This is a genomic window from Undibacterium sp. 5I1, assembly GCF_034314085.1.
Classification (GTDB): domain Bacteria; phylum Pseudomonadota; class Gammaproteobacteria; order Burkholderiales; family Burkholderiaceae_D; genus Undibacterium.
This window is the reverse complement of the sequence record NZ_JAVIWI010000001.1, coordinates 1,225,626-1,243,023: the sequence shown is the minus strand read 5'-3', so window position 1 is coordinate 1,243,023 and position 17,398 is coordinate 1,225,626. Positions and strand designations below refer to the sequence as shown.

At 46.7% G+C, this 17,398-nt stretch carries 15 protein-coding genes and 2 tRNA genes; 8 read left to right on the top strand and 9 right to left on the bottom strand.

What is annotated here, in order from left to right; translation table 11 throughout:
- The first annotated feature begins 393 nt into the window (after positions 1-393).
- From RGU72_RS05605 to murI, 3 genes are all read left to right on the top strand, one after another.
- Positions 394-1,005, top strand: coding sequence for a TIGR00645 family protein (locus RGU72_RS05605; RefSeq protein WP_322118792.1), 612 nt, complete (start codon positions 394-396; stop codon positions 1,003-1,005).
- 142 nt (positions 1,006-1,147) lie between these two features.
- On the top strand, positions 1,148-2,671 hold the full coding sequence (locus RGU72_RS05600; protein WP_322118791.1) for a fumarate hydratase: 1,524 nt from the start codon (positions 1,148-1,150) through the stop codon (positions 2,669-2,671).
- Positions 2,672-2,699: 28 nt separating this feature from the next.
- A complete protein-coding gene (gene murI / locus RGU72_RS05595; protein ID WP_322118790.1) occupies positions 2,700-3,632 on the top strand; it encodes a glutamate racemase in 933 nt (310 codons plus the stop codon).
- A 37-nt stretch (positions 3,633-3,669) separates the two neighbouring features.
- On the opposite strand, the gene RGU72_RS05590 is transcribed toward murI, so the two are convergent.
- The 4 genes from RGU72_RS05590 to RGU72_RS05575 form a co-directional block, all read right to left on the bottom strand.
- Complete coding sequence (locus RGU72_RS05590; protein WP_416200153.1) at positions 3,670-4,950, bottom strand: haloacid dehalogenase-like hydrolase; 1,281 nt, start codon at positions 4,948-4,950, stop codon at positions 3,670-3,672.
- 610 nt (positions 4,951-5,560) lie between these two features.
- A complete protein-coding gene (locus RGU72_RS05585; protein WP_322118788.1) occupies positions 5,561-6,373 on the bottom strand; it encodes an alpha/beta hydrolase in 813 nt (270 codons plus the stop codon).
- Positions 6,333-7,343 (bottom strand): M14 family zinc carboxypeptidase, encoded by a 1,011-nt coding sequence (locus tag RGU72_RS05580; RefSeq protein ID WP_322121565.1) that lies wholly within the window; start codon positions 7,341-7,343, stop codon positions 6,333-6,335. The genes RGU72_RS05585 and RGU72_RS05580 overlap by 41 nt, the downstream gene beginning before the upstream one ends.
- 311 nt (positions 7,344-7,654) lie before the next feature.
- Positions 7,655-8,104, bottom strand: a complete 450-nt coding sequence (locus tag RGU72_RS05575) for a hypothetical protein (RefSeq protein WP_322118787.1) — start codon at positions 8,102-8,104, stop codon at positions 7,655-7,657.
- A 417-nt stretch (positions 8,105-8,521) separates the two neighbouring features.
- Here RGU72_RS05575 and RGU72_RS05570 point away from each other — a divergent pair, with 417 nt between their 5' ends.
- Positions 8,522-9,406, top strand: a complete 885-nt coding sequence (locus tag RGU72_RS05570; RefSeq protein WP_322118786.1) for a type II CAAX endopeptidase family protein — start codon at positions 8,522-8,524, stop codon at positions 9,404-9,406.
- 143 nt (positions 9,407-9,549) lie between these two features.
- Positions 9,550-10,656, top strand: coding sequence for an alpha/beta hydrolase (locus tag RGU72_RS05565; RefSeq protein ID WP_322118785.1), 1,107 nt, complete (start codon positions 9,550-9,552; stop codon positions 10,654-10,656).
- Between the two features lie 131 nt (positions 10,657-10,787).
- Here the strand turns inward: RGU72_RS05565 and RGU72_RS05560 are convergent, their stop codons facing one another.
- On the bottom strand, positions 10,788-11,753 hold the full coding sequence (locus RGU72_RS05560; protein ID WP_322118784.1) for a DUF808 domain-containing protein: 966 nt from the start codon (positions 11,751-11,753) through the stop codon (positions 10,788-10,790).
- Positions 11,754-12,279: 526 nt separating this feature from the next.
- Here RGU72_RS05560 and RGU72_RS05555 point away from each other — a divergent pair.
- Together RGU72_RS05555 and RGU72_RS05550 are read left to right on the top strand one after the other, a co-directional pair.
- Positions 12,280-12,825: a YybH family protein gene (locus RGU72_RS05555; RefSeq protein ID WP_322118783.1), complete on the top strand. Its 546-nt coding sequence runs from the start codon at positions 12,280-12,282 to the stop codon at positions 12,823-12,825.
- A 178-nt stretch (positions 12,826-13,003) separates the two neighbouring features.
- Positions 13,004-13,681 (top strand): Bax inhibitor-1 family protein, encoded by a 678-nt coding sequence (locus tag RGU72_RS05550; protein ID WP_322118782.1) that lies wholly within the window; start codon positions 13,004-13,006, stop codon positions 13,679-13,681.
- Between the two features lie 237 nt (positions 13,682-13,918).
- Here the strand turns inward: RGU72_RS05550 and RGU72_RS05545 are convergent, their stop codons facing one another.
- The 4 genes from RGU72_RS05545 to RGU72_RS05530 all read right to left on the bottom strand — a co-directional run bounded on the left by RGU72_RS05545 (position 13,919) and on the right by RGU72_RS05530 (position 15,775).
- Complete coding sequence (locus RGU72_RS05545) at positions 13,919-14,743, bottom strand: formyltransferase family protein (protein ID WP_322118781.1); 825 nt, start codon at positions 14,741-14,743, stop codon at positions 13,919-13,921.
- A gap of 525 nt (positions 14,744-15,268) precedes the next feature.
- Positions 15,269-15,345: transfer RNA gene (locus tag RGU72_RS05540), tRNA-Asp, on the bottom strand.
- A gap of 29 nt (positions 15,346-15,374) precedes the next feature.
- Positions 15,375-15,450, bottom strand: a tRNA-Val gene (locus RGU72_RS05535).
- A 52-nt stretch (positions 15,451-15,502) separates the two neighbouring features.
- Positions 15,503-15,775 (bottom strand): HU family DNA-binding protein, encoded by a 273-nt coding sequence (locus RGU72_RS05530; RefSeq protein WP_322118780.1) that lies wholly within the window; start codon positions 15,773-15,775, stop codon positions 15,503-15,505.
- Positions 15,776-16,154: 379 nt separating this feature from the next.
- On the opposite strand from RGU72_RS05530, the gene purT reads away from it, so the two are divergent.
- The gene (gene purT / locus RGU72_RS05525; protein WP_322118779.1) at positions 16,155-17,369 is read left to right on the top strand and encodes a formate-dependent phosphoribosylglycinamide formyltransferase; all 1,215 of its coding nucleotides are present in this window, start codon (positions 16,155-16,157) and stop codon (positions 17,367-17,369) included.
- Positions 17,370-17,398 lie beyond the last annotated feature (29 nt).

The following is a 17,398-nucleotide window of genomic DNA, read 5'->3' as shown; positions in this document are numbered from 1 at the left end:
TGCAATTGCCATAAATTACCGTCATTCAACAGACTCAGATACCTGGACTTGCGCAAAATTGTTCCCGCAAAGCGTAACGACGACGGCAGTATTTTATTGCCGCTCACCGCTACAACGCAGTTGGGCGATTTTGGGTAAGACCTCATATCAATGTTCATCGGCATCATAATTGTAGTAGATGCGGTCTATTGCTAACAGCGTGATCGGCAAACAATAGATAACATTGCAGTATTGGCGCAAGACAACAGTACATAACGACAGCTCATACCATAGGCGCAGAGACTTACTTAAGCCTTACGGTCGGAAAATTCGCCGAAACCAGCACTCACCAATCATGCTATCGCCGTGTAAAATACGGGCTAACTCAGTTTTTTACCACTTACGATTCCGACTATGTCAAAACCTGACGCACCGCACAAACTTTCTCCTATCGCCGGCATAATTTTTTTTAGCCGCTGGTTGCAACTACCTCTGTATCTAGGATTGATACTTGCGCAAGCAGTCTATGTATTTCATTTTTGGGTTGAACTCAGCGATTTAGTCGGCGCTGCTTTAGGTAACCAATCGGCACTTGATCACATTTTGGATGCTGTCAGCGTTACCAATGCAACTCGCCCTACCAAACTCAATGAAACCACGATCATGTTAGTGGTACTTGGCCTGATCGACGTTGTGATGATTTCTAATTTGCTGATCATGGTGATTATTGGCGGATATGAAACCTTCGTCTCTCGGCTTGGCATTGAGGGTCACAGGGACCAGCCAGAGTGGTTATCGCATGTCAACGCAACGGTGTTGAAAGTCAAATTGGCAATGGCGATCATTGGCATCTCTTCTATTCATTTGCTGAAAACGTTTATTAATGCGTCCGCTTATGATCCAAAAACACTCATTGCACAAACAGTCATTCATATCGCATTCTTATTATCCGCACTGTCAATTGCCTACTGCGATAATTTGCTGACTAAGACGCATAACGAAACACATAAAAAGCTCAGCCATTAAGACGATCGATAGCACTTCACGCGTGTAATGACCAACAAAGAATCGTCATGCACACGGTAATGAAGAATATAGATCAATATCAATGCACCATTATTTTTTAAGCTGATCACACCGATTTTTCTACCTAGCCAAGAGCCATATCATGACAGTCATTAAACAAGACGACCTGATCGAATCCGTTGCCGCTGCTTTGCAATACATCAGCTACTACCATCCTGCCGATTACATTGCCCATCTGGGACGTGCTTATGAAGCAGAACAAAGTCCTGCAGCCAAAGATGCAATCGCACAAATCTTGACCAACTCGCGTATGTGCGCGGAAGGCCATCGTCCGATTTGCCAGGATACGGGCATCGTCAATGTATTTATGAAAATTGGTATGGGCGTGCGCCTAGAAGGTTTCACCACTTCCATCACGGATGCCGTGAATGAAGGTGTGCGTCAGGGTTATGCCAACGCAGATAACGTCTTACGCGCATCGATCGTCGCTGATCCATTGTTCGACCGTAAAAACACCAAAGACAATACACCCGCTGTGATCCATATGGAGCTGGTACCGGGGAATACGATTGATATTCAGGTCGCAGCCAAAGGCGGTGGTTCTGAGAACAAATCTAAATTTGTCATGCTCAATCCGTCCGATTCTCTGATTGACTGGGTGATGAAAACCGTCCCGACCATGGGTGCAGGCTGGTGTCCACCGGGCATGCTCGGTATCGGTATTGGTGGTACTGCAGAAAAAGCCATGTTGATGGCAAAAGAATCCTTGATGCAAGACATCGACATGTATGAATTAAAGCTGCGTGGCCCACAAAACAAAACGGAAGAGCTGCGTATTGAACTCTGCGACAAGATCAATGCCCTCGGCATCGGCGCCCAAGGTCTCGGCGGTTTGACTACCGTACTGGACGTCAAGATCAATATGTATCCGACTCACGCAGCATCGAAGCCAGTCGCAATGATCCCTAACTGCGCGGCGACACGCCATGCGCATTTTGTAATGGATGGCTCTGGTCCGGTCTATATGGATCCGCCATCGCTTTCTACCTGGCCCAAAGTGCAGTGGACAGCGGATACAGAAAAATCCAAACGCGTCGATCTCAATACTCTGACCAAAGAAGAAGTCGCATCCTGGACGCCGGGCCAGACTTTGCTGCTCAACGGCAAAATGTTAACCGGTCGCGATGCTGCCCATAAGCGCATTCAAGACATGCTGGCCAAAGGCGAGAGCTTGCCAGTCGATTTCACAAACCGCGTCATTTATTATGTTGGTCCGGTCGATCCGGTACGCGACGAGGCTGTTGGCCCTGCAGGTCCTACCACCGCGACACGGATGGACAAATTCACCGACATGATGCTGGAAAAAACCGGACTGATCTCGATGATTGGTAAAGCAGAGCGCGGCCCGGCCGCAATCGAATCCATCAAAAATCACAAATCAGCCTATCTGATGGCAGTGGGCGGCGCGGCTTACCTCGTCTCGAAAGCAATTAAAACTGCCACCGTGGTCGGCTTTGCCGATTTGGGTATGGAAGCGATTTATGAATTTGACGTAGTCGATATGCCTGTGACTGTTGCGGTCGATTCTAACGGTACCTCGGTGCACAACACCGGTCCAAAAGAATGGCAAGCCAAGATCGGCATTATCCCAGTCGCAAATTCTTAATTTAAATCTCTCAAGTCAAAATACGCCTATGATCGTAAAAATTGATGCAGCCATAGGCGTATTTGATTCTGGTATCGGCGGTCTGTCGGTACTTCAGCATATCCGTAAAGACCTTCCCCACGAACATGTGATCTACTTCGCCGATTCGGGCTTTGCGCCCTATGGTGACAAACCAGAATCGCTGATCGTAGAACGTAGTCTTGCGGTCGCCCAATTCTTAACTGAACATAGTTGTAAGGCGCTGGTAGTTGCCTGCAACACCGCCACTGCCGCGGCGATTAAAGCCTTACGACAGGCGTATCCCGATCTGAACCTCGTCGGTGTAGAGCCAGGCTTAAAGCCTGCTGCACAACAAAGTCAAAACGGTATCGTCGGTGTATTAGCGACCCAAGCGACCCTGCAAAGTGAAAAGTTCACTGCACTACGCGATCAGTTGTCGGCAGAAACCGGAGTACAGTTTTTTTCACAAGCCTGCGTAGGCTTAGTCAATCAGATCGAAAAAGCCGAACTACATTCAGCAGAGACTGTCCGCCTGCTACACCAATACCTGACTCCGTTATTGCAACAAGGTGCAGATACGATCGTACTTGGCTGCACCCACTACCCGTTTGTCGCTGAGCTGATTTTAAAAATTATTGCTGAATTCAAAACCGGCAACCCACAACCGAGCGTGAAATTAATCGACACCGGCAAAGCGGTCAGCAAACAATTAACACGCTTGTTGGCGAGCAGTAAACACGCGACTGAGACCGTATCAGATTCAAAAGCAGCATCGGATACAAAAACAGCATCAGGCTCAAAGTCTCACTCCATAGTTGATGCTGCAACCAAGTTAATTGTCTATACCACAGGAAGCTCAACGACATTGGCATATGCACTTGATCGACTACTTCACATCAAAGAAAAAGACCGAGAAATTATGCATTTATCGGTCTCTTCCAAACTCGCTAAAGTCAATTAGCCCTGATCATCAAGCAACCTAACGCTAGCGCAACTCCTCACGCTAGCAACGCAGCTACGGCTTTACCGTACTTAATCGTGGTTTCTGCCGGCAGCCAATTACCCGTTGATTCCTGGCGACCTTGCAAAACAAAGCGAGGATGCGCTTGAGCTAAATTGTCGGCCGCCTGTTTAGACAATTCTCCGATCTTGCCTTTTTTAAGCCGGTTCACGACCAGACTCAATTCCGTATCTGAAAAATCACGCAGCATATCGTAGTCACCGTCGCTATCACCAGCAACAAAGATCGGACCATAGCCCTTCTTCGCGACCAGTTCCCGCTTGATCACCTCGGATTTTCCTGGTCCCCAATTGATCGGCCAATTCTTGCGATAGACATTTTTAAAGATCTCGCCGTCTTTCTCTAAACGCAATCCCAATACGTTCTGACGTTCAACATGAAAACCATATTTGGGTTGAGTCGCAAACACGGCAACAACGTCTTCCAACGAAGCGGTGCTGACATAAACGTCAATACCATGTGTGCGGAACGCGCTCATCAAACTGGCGATCTCGGTCGCCAAACGTATTCCATGGAAATGACTAGTCATGATCACACCGGCCTTACCAGACAAAGCAAGTGGGCTCGTATATTTGGTCTTGGTCAGACTCATACCCAGATTGGCGTCGTTGGATGCCTCCGCTAATTTGCTCAAATCGGCAATACTCATATTGGTGAAGAAATAGATAATCCATGGATAACCGACCGCAACACCATGAGTATCATTAATTGCTTCATATAAGAAATACAGCTTGGCACGGAAATCCTGGAACTGTTCTGTCTGGGTAATTTCTTCCAGCGATTTATTGCCGTTCATGAGTTTGAAATTCGCATTCAAGAATGCATAATCGGCATCCAGATCGCTACAAATCGATTCCAAATCCACGACATCGCCTGCCGCGTTTTTGTAGTCAGGCATAAATTTTCCAACAGGGACATTTTGGCGAATAATCGCTGAGAATTCTGTTGGTGTCAGTTTGAAGGACAAGGTATTGATCTGATACATCAACAAAGCTTCTTCGCAATCATTCATGATGCTGGTGTTATCCCAATCAAACACGGCATAAGGACGACGCTTAGCAGAGTACTTTTTCGAGGTATTGCCATGTTTAGCGATTAGCGCTTCGATCAACTCTCTGTTACGCGGCGACCATTTAGCGCTATCGATACTGACTTCAGCGACTGCACGCACAGGTTTGGTTTGTGCTTCAGCGCTGGCGACCATGCCAACACTTGCCGCACCTGCCAAAATGCCTTGCAAGAGATGACGGCGTTGAATGGATGGCTTAGTCGCTGCTGCACGCGTAGGCTGAATGATGGGTTGTGTTGCGGGGGGCGCTATTTTTGGCTTGACCAATTCAGCTGTCGATTGATTGACTAATAATTTTGCTAGTTGACTTGGACGCTTGAGCATGACGATTCTCGACAGAAAATAAATAGCCCAAGTGTAAGAATGATTTATGACTGGCTAACGACAATCAAACATCATTCTCATCATTGCTGAGTGTCACACCATTTTCCATACAGCAAGTCTGCGAAGTACTGGCATCAATGCAGACAAATAGAGAATTTCAACTCAAAAAAATCCGAGATATTTCATATACTCCCTCTTATTTTTATAAATTCCCCCTTATTGTCCAATAATTATATGGACACTTTACATTTACTAGATGGGAGTATATTTTCGAGCATAGTTATCATGACCGATCCAATCACTATGCAAAGATTGGGTTTGAGTGTAACTCTATATGACCAGCGACGATGCGATACCGGATCCCAGGCTGTGATGGGATGACGCGCTTGGTAATTTAGGTTTAATTTAATTGGATCAATCTCCCCAATTTTATTTGAACAGCCATCTACGCAGAAGTCCGGTAAGACTATTCAAACTAGCGTTGGGTAGATAACCAATTGGCTATTTGCTGCATCACCCACCCTGCATCATCCAATGGCAAATCATGCCCGGCGCTTGGATGCAGTTTGATCTCACAACTCCATAACTCTGCTAATTGGCGAGAGCATGCTGGATTGACTAAGTCATCTCCCAAACCCGCAAGCAACAAGGTCGGCATTGGTGGCGCGGCATAAGGTGCGCGATATCGCAGCGCCGCCGCCAATTGCCGCAGGATATTGCCGCGGCGAATAGGATATTCCTCAGCATAAGCAACCCATCGCTTTAACAGCGCCGGAGCTTGCTGCGTGTCTGCTTGCTTGCTGGTGATACGCATAATCAGCGCCTCGCGGTGCTCGACCGCGCCACGCAGTAAAGTACCAAGTAACGCAGGATAATTTTGGGGACGCAGGCGATGATAAAACGGATTGTGCGGCGCCAGACTGGTGTTGATCAGCACCATCTTCTCGACTTCGCCCGGATACAAACGACTCCAGGCCACCGCCGCCATCGCGCCAAGTGACAAGGCGGCGACGTGATAAGGAGGTGGATGAGACAACGCCAACAATTGTAGACGAACAGATTCGACCATTGCCTCAACACTGGTCGCGCTGACTTGTTCGCACAAGTGTCCATTGCCCGGAAAATCTAAAGTCACTACGGCAGCATCAGCCGCAATAACTTGAAACATTTGAGGAAAGTCACCCCAATGACGCTGCTCTCGCATCAAACCTCGTAGCAACACCCAGCTTGCCATCAGGCTGATCTCTTCATGGCCGATACCAGCGCGCCACAGCCCGCTCCTGAACACGGCAACGTGTCGGTCCTTTGGTCAGCCAATGCTCGTGACCACAAGTCGCCCGCATTAAAAAATCCAGCCAGACCGTATGGCGACGCAACACCCTCTGTAAGCGATGCTCGGCCACCGGATTAAACATGCCGTGACGCGAAAATAATTGGCGCGGATTTTTCTTCACCCACAACCATGACCCCATCTCTAGAGTAAACGGCAAAAAAGTTTTAGAAGGATCTTGCTGCGCCTGTAAATAGAGATAATCCCAGATGTCGCCGTGGGTTTGATATTGCAGACTTTGAGGCTCAAACAGATAACGATGATTGGGATAAGTTTGCTGAAACAATTCTTCCAGCGAGAGAATATCGGCGATGTGCTCGATTGGATGCACACTATGCGCATGTGGAAACCATACCCGGTCACGCAAACCAAAGCCCGAATGACAATCAACTGCGATACTAAACTGACGACTTAACAATTCATCCTGAACGATTTTGCACAAAGCTTGATTTTCTAGTTCCATCTCCGCGCCGGCAACACCTCGATACCAAGGCAAATGGCGGCTGATACGATGGCCACCCAACAAAAAAGGCACTTTATCCGCCGCCTCTACCGGAGAATTACGCATCAGATCCACGCCCTGTGGATTGCTGCGTGTCGCCTGCCACATTCCGCCCGGATTAATCAACGGCATAAACACCAGACGCACGTCTTGCAGCATATGATGGAGACTTTTATCCCATGCCAGCCGCGAGATCAGACCACGCAAAAAACTTAACAAGACCTGAGTGCCGATCCGCTCCAAACCATGAATGCCACCAAAAAACCCTATCGCCGGCACGGCAGGATCAGGATTGCCCAGACAAAGTTTGTAGACCGGAAAGCGTTTATGTTTGACACTCACCTCGCAAGCAACCGACGCCTCCAGATGCCCTCGCCCAAGGGTCAGGATGCGTTCCAATTCTTGCATTTCAGGCAGAGCAGGCATGATAGTAGCGGCAGCGATGGCGGTAGAAATAGAATTTGCGATGCTAGTAGACAACTGCAAGGAAAGCAAGGCGAATGCAGAAATTGCCACTTTCCAGTGAAAAATACGGATCATCTCTAAAGATGCATAGAGAAGTTTTACTTAATTTGTCAATTAGGACTTACGCAAAATTATCCCGGCAAGGCGTAGCGACGAAGATAGTACTTGAGTACAGCTAGGAGCTACGACACAGCCGGGGCGGTTTTGCGTAAGTCCTATCTATAAACTCTTCTTAGTCAATCTCGTCTTCAACGGTTCATAATCAGCTTGTCTCAGTTTTGATCCGGAGCATTTTTAACGCCCTCTTTAACCTGCTTCGTCATTTTTTTATTTTGATTCTCGAAGTCTTTAACCAGCTTATTACAAATAGTTTTCTTCGCCTCGCACAACACGCCCATCTCGACGTAAAGATCGCCGTTCGACCGATTCTTTAACGTCCGCTTTACTACTGCGGGATAGGCCGGGTAAGTTGGTGGTGTGAACGACCAGATCGTCATCCCATCAGCCTCGGTGATGATAGTCCATGCGTCAGGCGTGGTATTGACCGATACATCAGGCTTTGCATTGACCGCCTCCAACGCTGAAGCGACGGTCTTAAATCCGGTGCCAGATATTTTAGATGGAGCGGCTTTGGCCATCGTTTTTTCAGTCTGCGCGTACGCAATTGAGGCATAAACGGATAAGCTCATCAGCAATGCAGTACGAGCGAATAGTTGGATCATTAGTAGCTCCTCAAAATAAACGGGGATCAGTATGAAAAATTTCTTACAGCAAAAGAACCTATGTTACCCAACATCATATTACGAATATTGACAGACACTTAATTTCAAAATCATCGAAATCACAAAAGATCTAATCCCCAAAATAAATCTTTTTTTTGTGATTCAATTAAATCTAGATCACTCATCAAGCTTGAGCAACATATCCTTGTCAGAATATGCGGAAATTACAGAAACATATACCCCACCCCGCCATGCGCTAGCCGCCCCTTCCTCTCAGGTAAATCACAACGATCGACAACCCATCCTGCGTATTCTGCAGTTGGTCGCATAAGGCTTGTTTGCTAAAAGGGTGGAGGTTACAGTCGCGGCTATTCACTTTATTCATCCCGTCCACGACTATTTTTAAGAGACACTTCTATGTCCTCCAGCATCCTACAACCTGGCATCACCCTCCCACTTGGTCACCGTATTTTGCGCTTCCCTCTGATACGGATTGTGCTTGCGCTGATCGCGTTCATGTTACCGTTTTTATTAATACAGGCCGGCTCATCGAAGCTGTTCGACGACAAATTATTTATCAAACTCGGACAATTGACTGGCGCGCTCATTGGCTATCTTTGCTATGCAATGTATGTACGCAAGATCGAACAACGTGCCGTTACCGAGCTGTCTTTGCGTGGGTTGACAAAAGAATTTGGCGTTGGTTTTTTACTCGGTAGTTTGATGGTGTGCGTCACCGTGGGCATCATCGCATTGATGGGCGGATTTCAGATCACGGCCACATCCTCATGGACTGTGATTTTGATCCCTCTGTTGATGCATCTGACGATTGGATTGGTAGAAGAGATACTTCTGCGTGGCGTATTCTTCCGCATTGTTCAGCAATCATTGGGAAGCTGGTTAGCCTTGTTAGCATCTGCGGTGCTCTTTGGTGCCATGCATCTGGTGAACGACAACATCACGGTACTAGGCTTTGCTAGCATCACCGCTGCCGGTTTATGGCTCGCGTCTGCTTTTATGCTGACTGGTAGATTGTGGATGTGTGTGGCAATGCATGCCGCGTGGAATTTTTTTCAAGGCGGTATCTTTTCGGTAGCGGTGTCTGGTCATCCGGTACGCAATGGCTTATGGATCAGCAAAATCAATGGGCCGGACTGGATGACGGGCGGCGCTTTTGGCATTGAAGGTTCTGCGATTGCATTCACCATCGTGGTGGTAGTCACCGTCGGTTTGTTATATCAAGCAGCTCGAGACGGCCGCATTGTACAACCTTTTTGGAAGAGGATCGATCGCAATTTTTGATTGCAATTTTTGATCGAAAATAGTGATCATTATCGTCACCGATCAACTAAGATTGCAACGCTGAGACGATAAGACCGCGCTGTAAAAATACGCAATCAATCCTGCTGTCTTCCATATGAATGGCATCGTTTCGAAAGTAGCTAATGCAAAAACTATCTGCTGTATTTTGTGTATTGTGCGCCAGCGCCGTTACTTTGTTTTCTTCGCTCGCACAAGCGCAAAGCGGCACCGCAAGCACGGCAACGGCATCAGACAAAATACCGCCATTGGTATGCCAATCAAAGACACAAAAAATTAATGAACAACGGTTCGTCCTTATTGGCGGGATCAAACAATGGGTGACGATCAAGGGAAATAGCTGCGCTAATCCAGTGATACTGATTGTGCATGGTGGGCCCGGCAATCCTCTCACACCTTATGCAGCGAACATGTATGCTGACTGGGAGAATGATTTCACGCTGGTGCTATGGGATCAGCGTGGCGCAGGCTTAACTTATGGTGAGAACAAACCAGCAGCTGGCGCGACACTGACGTTAGAGCAATTGAGCAATGATGGCGTCGAACTGGCAGCTTATCTGACCCATTATTTAGGGCAAAAGAAGCTCATCCTGATGGGCGGATCGTGGGGCTCTATATTGGGTGTGTACATGGTCAAAGCGCAACCGGCACTTTTTCAAGCGTATATCGGTACTGCGCAAGTGGTGAGTTATCGCGATAACCAGACCGCGACATATTCCAAACTACAGGCGCTGGCACGCGCCACAGATGATAAGGCGACGCTCACGATACTCGATACCATGGGCGCTCCACCTTGGACAAATCCGCGTAACTTTGGCATCGTGCGCCGCATCCTGCGCAAATATGAAGCGAAGGTCAGTACTCCACCGCCAGCCAACTGGTGGGTACCCGCGGCAGCGTATTCAACGCCAAAAATACTCGCGGACTTTGAAGAGAGTGAAGAATATTCTTTCGTTCAGTTTGTGGGAATGAATGGCGACGGGATGTTTTCAAAAGTCGATTTACCCAAACTGGGGACTCAGTTTGACGTGCCATTTTTCCTCGTCCAGGGAGTAGAGGATTTGCTATCCACGCCAGAGATAGCACAACGGTATTTTGATAGCATCACCGCACCGAAAAAAGCGTTTGTCCTGGTACCGCATGCCGGCCACGATCCAAATCAAGTGACGCTAGATGCACAATATAAGTTGCTTAAAGAAAGCGTTCCGCAGACTACTTACTTGAAAAAATAAAGTCGCTTGTCGATCAACTCGCTGGTAGCACACTGCGCTGTCATTCATGCGTTTAATTGAGCGCATGTGCTACCTAACTTTGAACCAAGCTTGAACTATTCAATGCATTTCGCTATTAAATTCAATTCACTTTATCCAGCAGTGGCTTGCGGTTTCAATTTTTTATACAGCGCTTGTAATGTACTAACCACCAACAACACCAAACCACCTGCGATCAAACCTGCAACTGTATTCAGCAAGGACGGCAAGATCGTCGTGACCAGACCACCCAAACTACCCACATTGCTGGCCGCTGCGGTGAGATCGGTGATCAGGTGATGCGCAAAGGGAATCTGATGCGTCAGAATGCCGCCCCCCACCATAAACATAGCGATCGTACCGATCACAGTGAGCGACTTCATTAGGCGGGGCGCAAATGCCAGCAAGGCGTTACCAGTCGTCTGGCGCAAGCCGTTGAGGGCTTTGCTACCCTCCTTCATCTTCAGATACAAGCCAATATCATCAAGCTTAACGATTAGACCGACAAAGCCATACACGCCGGCCGTCATGATCAGTCCAATCGCGCACAACACCGCAACTTGCATACTAAATGCAGATTCTGCGACGGCACCTAAGGTGATGATGATGATTTCACCACTGAGTACGAAGTCGGTACGAATTGCACCTTTGATTTTGTCTTTTTCAAATGCGACCATGTCCACTTCGGGTTGCATCACTGCACTTAACACTTCCGCTTCATGTGCCTTGTCTTCAGCATCACTATGTAAAAACTTGTGGGCTACTTTTTCAAAACCTTCATAGCACAGATATGCGCCACCTAACATTAACAGCGGAGGAATCGCCCAAGGCGCAAATGCGCTTAGCAATAAAGCCATCGGCACCAAAATCAATTTATTTTTTAAGGAGCCGATAGCAACTGCCCACACCACAGGCAACTCACGACTAGCTCGGACGCCACTCACTTGTTCGGCATTTAAGGCAAGATCATCGCCTAACACCCCGGCGGTTTTTTTTGCTGCCATACCGGTCATGGATGCCACATCATCGAGTACGGTTGCTATGTCGTCGAGTAGTGTTAAAAGACTTGCGCCAGCCATTGAGAGATTCCTTTGTAAAGAGTCGTCAGATTATTCAAACATTGATGTGGGTCATCGTGACAACGCATCGCTTGCCTGGCATTCTAATTCATTCAATCATTTCATCATCAGATAGCGTATAAAAAATAGCTGATATCGATGACGCAGAGTAGCTTGTGGCTCTGTGATTCAAGACTTATTAGCTTACTTACTTCTATCTATACTCACATTTACACTTCCAAATATACTCCCAATTAGTATATTTTAATTGTCCATATGATTATTGGACAATGTGGCATATTAATTAAAAATGATGGGGAGTATATTTAATTTACATTTATTAGTGTTAAGGAAAATCCTATAAACGCTCAGTCAAACGCTCTCTTTTTTGCCTGAATAGGGAAGGAGTTCTTTACTGAGGTTCATGAACAGTCCTCTCATCTAATTTAAATGCCTGGATTCGCGCTACGCCAAAAATCAAAATTGTATTGATCTACCAGCAGAGATCACCTACGATTTGCGTTTACTCTCCAACGAAAGTCCTCCCATGATCCGACATCTCACTGCAGCGGTTTTAACTTGTACTTTACTCTCCTCACTTTCTGCCTTTGCTGACAGTCCGCCAGTGCATTTACGCAGCAGTACGCCAGAGGATATACAGGCAATCACACAGGTAACACAAGATTTTCAAGCAGCAGTACGCAGCAAGGATTTGAAGATGTTATCGAGCCTGATGCTCAATTCAAAAATCATGTTCGAATCTCCCAGCTCACCAGAAATGGTAAAAAACGTGCGAGAGAAATTTGATGCAAGTTTTGATGGCACCGCGACAGGCAGCTACGCTAACTTTGCACAATTTATCGGTAGCGAAAAAGGTGCTTTGGACGAAAAATTTAGTAATATCCAAATCACGCAAGACGGACATATCGCCTGGGTCATGTTCGACTACGAGTTTTTACTCAATGATCAGGTACAAAACTATGGTGTCGAGACTTGGCAAATGATGAAAACTAGCGAGGGCAAATGGAAGATATTGAGCGTATTGTGGACAACTCATCTTATGCCAAAGCCAGTTGAATCGTCTGCGAAGTAAATCTCACTTGCTACTTCGTAGTTAAAACCGCGATGCAATTAAACAAAAAGGCACAATGGCCTGTTGTAGAATGAGGGACTTGTTCTTTTAACAGGTGATTGATTGCATCAGTAGTTTGCAGCACAGTTGACTGCAACAATGTACAAACATAGAAAACATAAATCCAAAAGGGAAATTCATGGAACTGACAAGCACCCAACAAGGCTATGGTCCGGCGCGTGAGCGTTTTATTAGTAAGACTTTTAATCACCTCGGCGGCGCTATTCTTGCGTTCACTGCAATCGAGGTTATTTTGTTCAAAACGGGGATCGCTGAAGTATTGGCAAAAGCGATGTTGGGCTTGCCTTGGCTGGTGATCATGGGCGCGTTTATGCTCGTCGGCTGGCTGGCTTCACGTGCAGCGCATACCGTTGAAAGCGTGCCTCTGCAATACGCTGCGCTGGGTGCTTATGTGCTGGCAGAAGCGATTATTTTTGTACCGATGCTGGTAATTGCCAACACCATTGCGCCAGGTGCGATTTCTGACGCTGGCTTGATCACGATTTTGGCGACTGTGTGTCTGGTCGGTGTAGCGTATGTGTCGCGTAAAGACTTTTCTTTTCTTGGCAGCCTATTGAAATGGGGCGGAATTATGGCGCTGATCTTGATCGTCTGCGGCGCTATTTTTGGTTTCCAGTTAGGTTTGTTCTTTAGCGTGGCGATGGTCGGCTTAGCAGGTGCAGCTATTTTGTATGACGCTTCCAATGTGATCAACCATTATCCGGAAGACCGCTATGTCGGCGCTGCGCTGCAATTGTTTGCCTCTGTTGCGATGATGTTCTGGTACGTATTGCGGATACTGATGCGTTTGCGTTAATTATCCAGGCTAAGGTGCGCCCTGCGTACTGTAGATGTAACAACGTGGTGTTAAGTTTTAAAAGCTCAACACCACGTCCAAAATGATCATCTGGCTGATCTTATCAATTCTGTTCTCTTCAAATTCTTTTCCCTGCTAAACAATCCCATCACTTGCTGCATCAGCTACCGCTTTTAAGCGTTGTGAACAATGCATACGAGCCAAAAATAAATCGCTAGCAGAACCTACTTGTTGTACTTACACCGAATACCAATCCGTCACCGCAAGAAAACCATCTTTGCAGGCGATGACGACTGTTTTTCCACTGACGTGTATGACTTGTCCTGGCACATGGCTATGTGGTTCTGGCCAGACGTATCCGGCTTTAATTAAAATTTTATTGTCGTTAATGCGCGCAATACATTCAATCGGGCCGAAAGCACGTAATTGCCTGTCTATGTTGTAAACCGGTTGAGCAAAGTCGATAGTTTTATCGTCATCTTTGAACAGCGGCCAATACTCACCGCCTGTTTGTATCTGCGCGTCTTGCCAGAGCGCTGGAAAATTCTTGGCAATACGACTTGCCAGCTTGCTCTTTGCGATCTGAATTTTGATTTCCAAACTATCATGAATCTCATGTGGCAAAAGCGGGAAGACTTCGCTATCGAGTATCTCGCCAGTATCAAAATCCGGTGCGATTTTGTGGCAAGTAACCGCCCAGGTTTTATGTGATTGCAAAATCGCGTTCACTATAGGATAAGGACCGCGCCCCATCGGCAACGGCGCAGGATGAAAATTAATCGCGTACGACAAATAGTTTTTCCATTCTGGAATACGCCAGTTATAACTGCCAACGACCAAGATGTCACACTGCATCTCGTTTAACTCAGCAAGATCGTGCTCGTTCATACGAGAGAGCTGAATAGAATTTTTTTTAGCTTGCGCAAGCGCGAGCAAATCTTTGTTAGTACTGAGATGATTAATTTCTGGTACGGAGAATAATTTAACCGGCTCCCAACCCTCTGCGATCCAGGTTTGAAATAAGGGAAGATCTCTATCGCATCCTGCAAATGCAAAGCGCATTATTTTCTTTCGATAAGGACTACTAGAAATTACACATGGTGTTTTACGTTAGTCCTAATATTAAGTGGTTATCGATATCAATGATGCAGCATTACCGAGCACACTTTGTAACCTATTGGATCATTTTGTAGAAGCGCATTTACGCATCGTCTGAGATTGTCGCTTACTCCCAGAATCAGATTAAGATTTTTTATCTGGATATTGAACAATTTTGTATTTAGAATGGCGTTTTTTTGCTTCGCTAATATAGGTAATACTGTTACAAATTTAAATCTTAGGTAAAAAAATCCTATTTTCTTTTCCCATTTTTAGCTGAGTGTTTAAAATATAGGTATTCACACTATTAGCTTATCCTAATGCACGCTTGTTATATCGAATTGTCGTAAATGATTTTTTGACTTAGTGAACAAATAATTTGATTGAGTATTTATAAGAAGAAATGCGGTCAGCAGACCACGGAGATATTATTAGCAATACAAAAGGAAAAAGGCATATAACCATTAAGTTATATGCCTTCTTTTATATTGGCGGAGCGGACGGGGCTCGAACCCGCGACCCCCGGCGTGACAGGCCGGTATTCTAACCAACTGAACTACCACTCCTTATTTGATACAACTTATATTGACAATCATGGTGGGCGCTGAGAGGCTCGAACTCCCGACCTAAGCCTTGTAAGGGCTCCGCTCTACCAACTGAGCTAAGCGCCCCAACCATCTACTGCCAATACTTGTGACGCTTATCACCGCGTCACGAAGTCCATTAGTTTACAGCATCTTTCAATGCTTTGCCAGGCTTAAATTTAGGAACCTTGGCTGCTTTGATCTTAATTGCCTCACCAGTACGTGGATTGCGGCCTATTCTAGCAGCGCGTTTACCCACTGTAAACGTACCAAAACCGACCAAAGTAACAGTACCGCTTTTTTTTAATGTCGTTTTTACAGCACCAATAATTGCATCTAATGCTCGTGCCGATGCTGCTTTGGAAATATCAGCCGTGTTAGCAATGTGTTCGATCAATTCAGTTTTATTCACTTACGTCCCCCTCACAAAAGTCCAATTTAACTCCGCGATGATGTATTCGATTATTTATTGGTCGGGCATCGATCACGCCAAGCAGAAAATCTGCATCCGGTATTAAATCAAGCCGGAAACCCTTGTGTCAAGCGGTTTGCAGCGTTTCCCTACAATCTTCTTGGGTTTTCTTCTTCAAATCAAAAGTATAATTTCAAATAATTGATTTACACCATCATCGCATCTAAAAATGCACTCGAATACGGCGTGCTTGCAGATGTTGTTTGACAATATTTGGTTCGGCACCAAATTGAACCACCGGCATATACACAATCTAAAGCGCAAAAATTAGCTCGGCGATCCTTATTATCCTCACTCAATCTCTTTATTCCAAATGACCATGAAAACGATCAAACGATTCGGCACCCCCTTATCTGCTACCGCAACTAAAGTTATGCTGCTTGGCTCTGGCGAACTCGGTAAAGAAGTTATTATTTCTTTGCAGCGTCTTGGCGTCGAAGTTATCGCAGTAGATCGGTATGAAAATGCGCCGGGACATCAGGTTGCGCACAGAGCGCACGTGATTGACATGACTGATGGCGCAGCACTCGCTCGCTTGATTGAGTTAGAGCAGCCCGATTTAGTCGTGCCGGAAATCGAAGCGATTGCCACCACCATGTTAATGGAGCTTGAGAAGGCCGGCAAAACGCGCGTCATCCCGACTGCTCGCGCCGCATGGCTGACCATGAATCGTGAAGGCATCCGGCGCCTGGCGGCTGAGACCTTAAACCTGCCAACCTCACCATACCGGTTCGCTGATAGTCTCGCTGAATTACAACAAGCATCAAGCGAAATCGGCTTTCCGTGCATCATCAAGCCAGTGATGTCCTCATCAGGAAAAGGTCAATCAAAAATTGATAGTGCAGAAGAAGTGGAAGCCGCCTGGAACTACGCTGCAGCAGGTGGTCGCGTCAATTCTGGTCGCGTGATTGTTGAGGGTTTCATCGACTTCGAATATGAAATCACCTTGTTGACCGTGCGCTCGATCGGGAGCAACGGAGAAGTCGAAACCCATTTCTGCGAGCCTATCGGCCATGTGCAAGTACAAGGCGATTATGTCGAATCATGGCAGCCACAAGCTATGCACAGTAAGGCATTAGAGCGTGCACGTGATATCGCTAAAAAAGTCACGGACGATCTTGGCGGCCTTGGCTTATTTGGCGTCGAACTATTTGTGAAAAACGACATGGTCTGGTTCTCTGAAGTCAGCCCACGTCCGCATGATACCGGCATGGTGACGATGTCCAGCCAAGTCCAGAATGAATTTGAGTTACACGCCAAAGCAATCCTCGGCTTGCCGGTTAACGTAGCGCTGCGCACGCCCGCGGCATCTGCGGTAATCTACGGTCAGCATAATCACAAAGCAATTGCGTTTGAAGGTGTGGCAGAAGCTTTGCAAGTGGAAGGCATCGATATCCGTTTATTCGGTAAGCCAGAATCATTTAGTCGCCGCCGCATGGGTGTTGCTCTAGCCACTGCGGCGGATACCGATACGGCGCGCGTGCTGGCGAAAGCTGCTGCTGCCAAAGTGAAACCTGTGGTTGTTGATGAATAACGCAACAAACAAACAAACAAACCAACCAA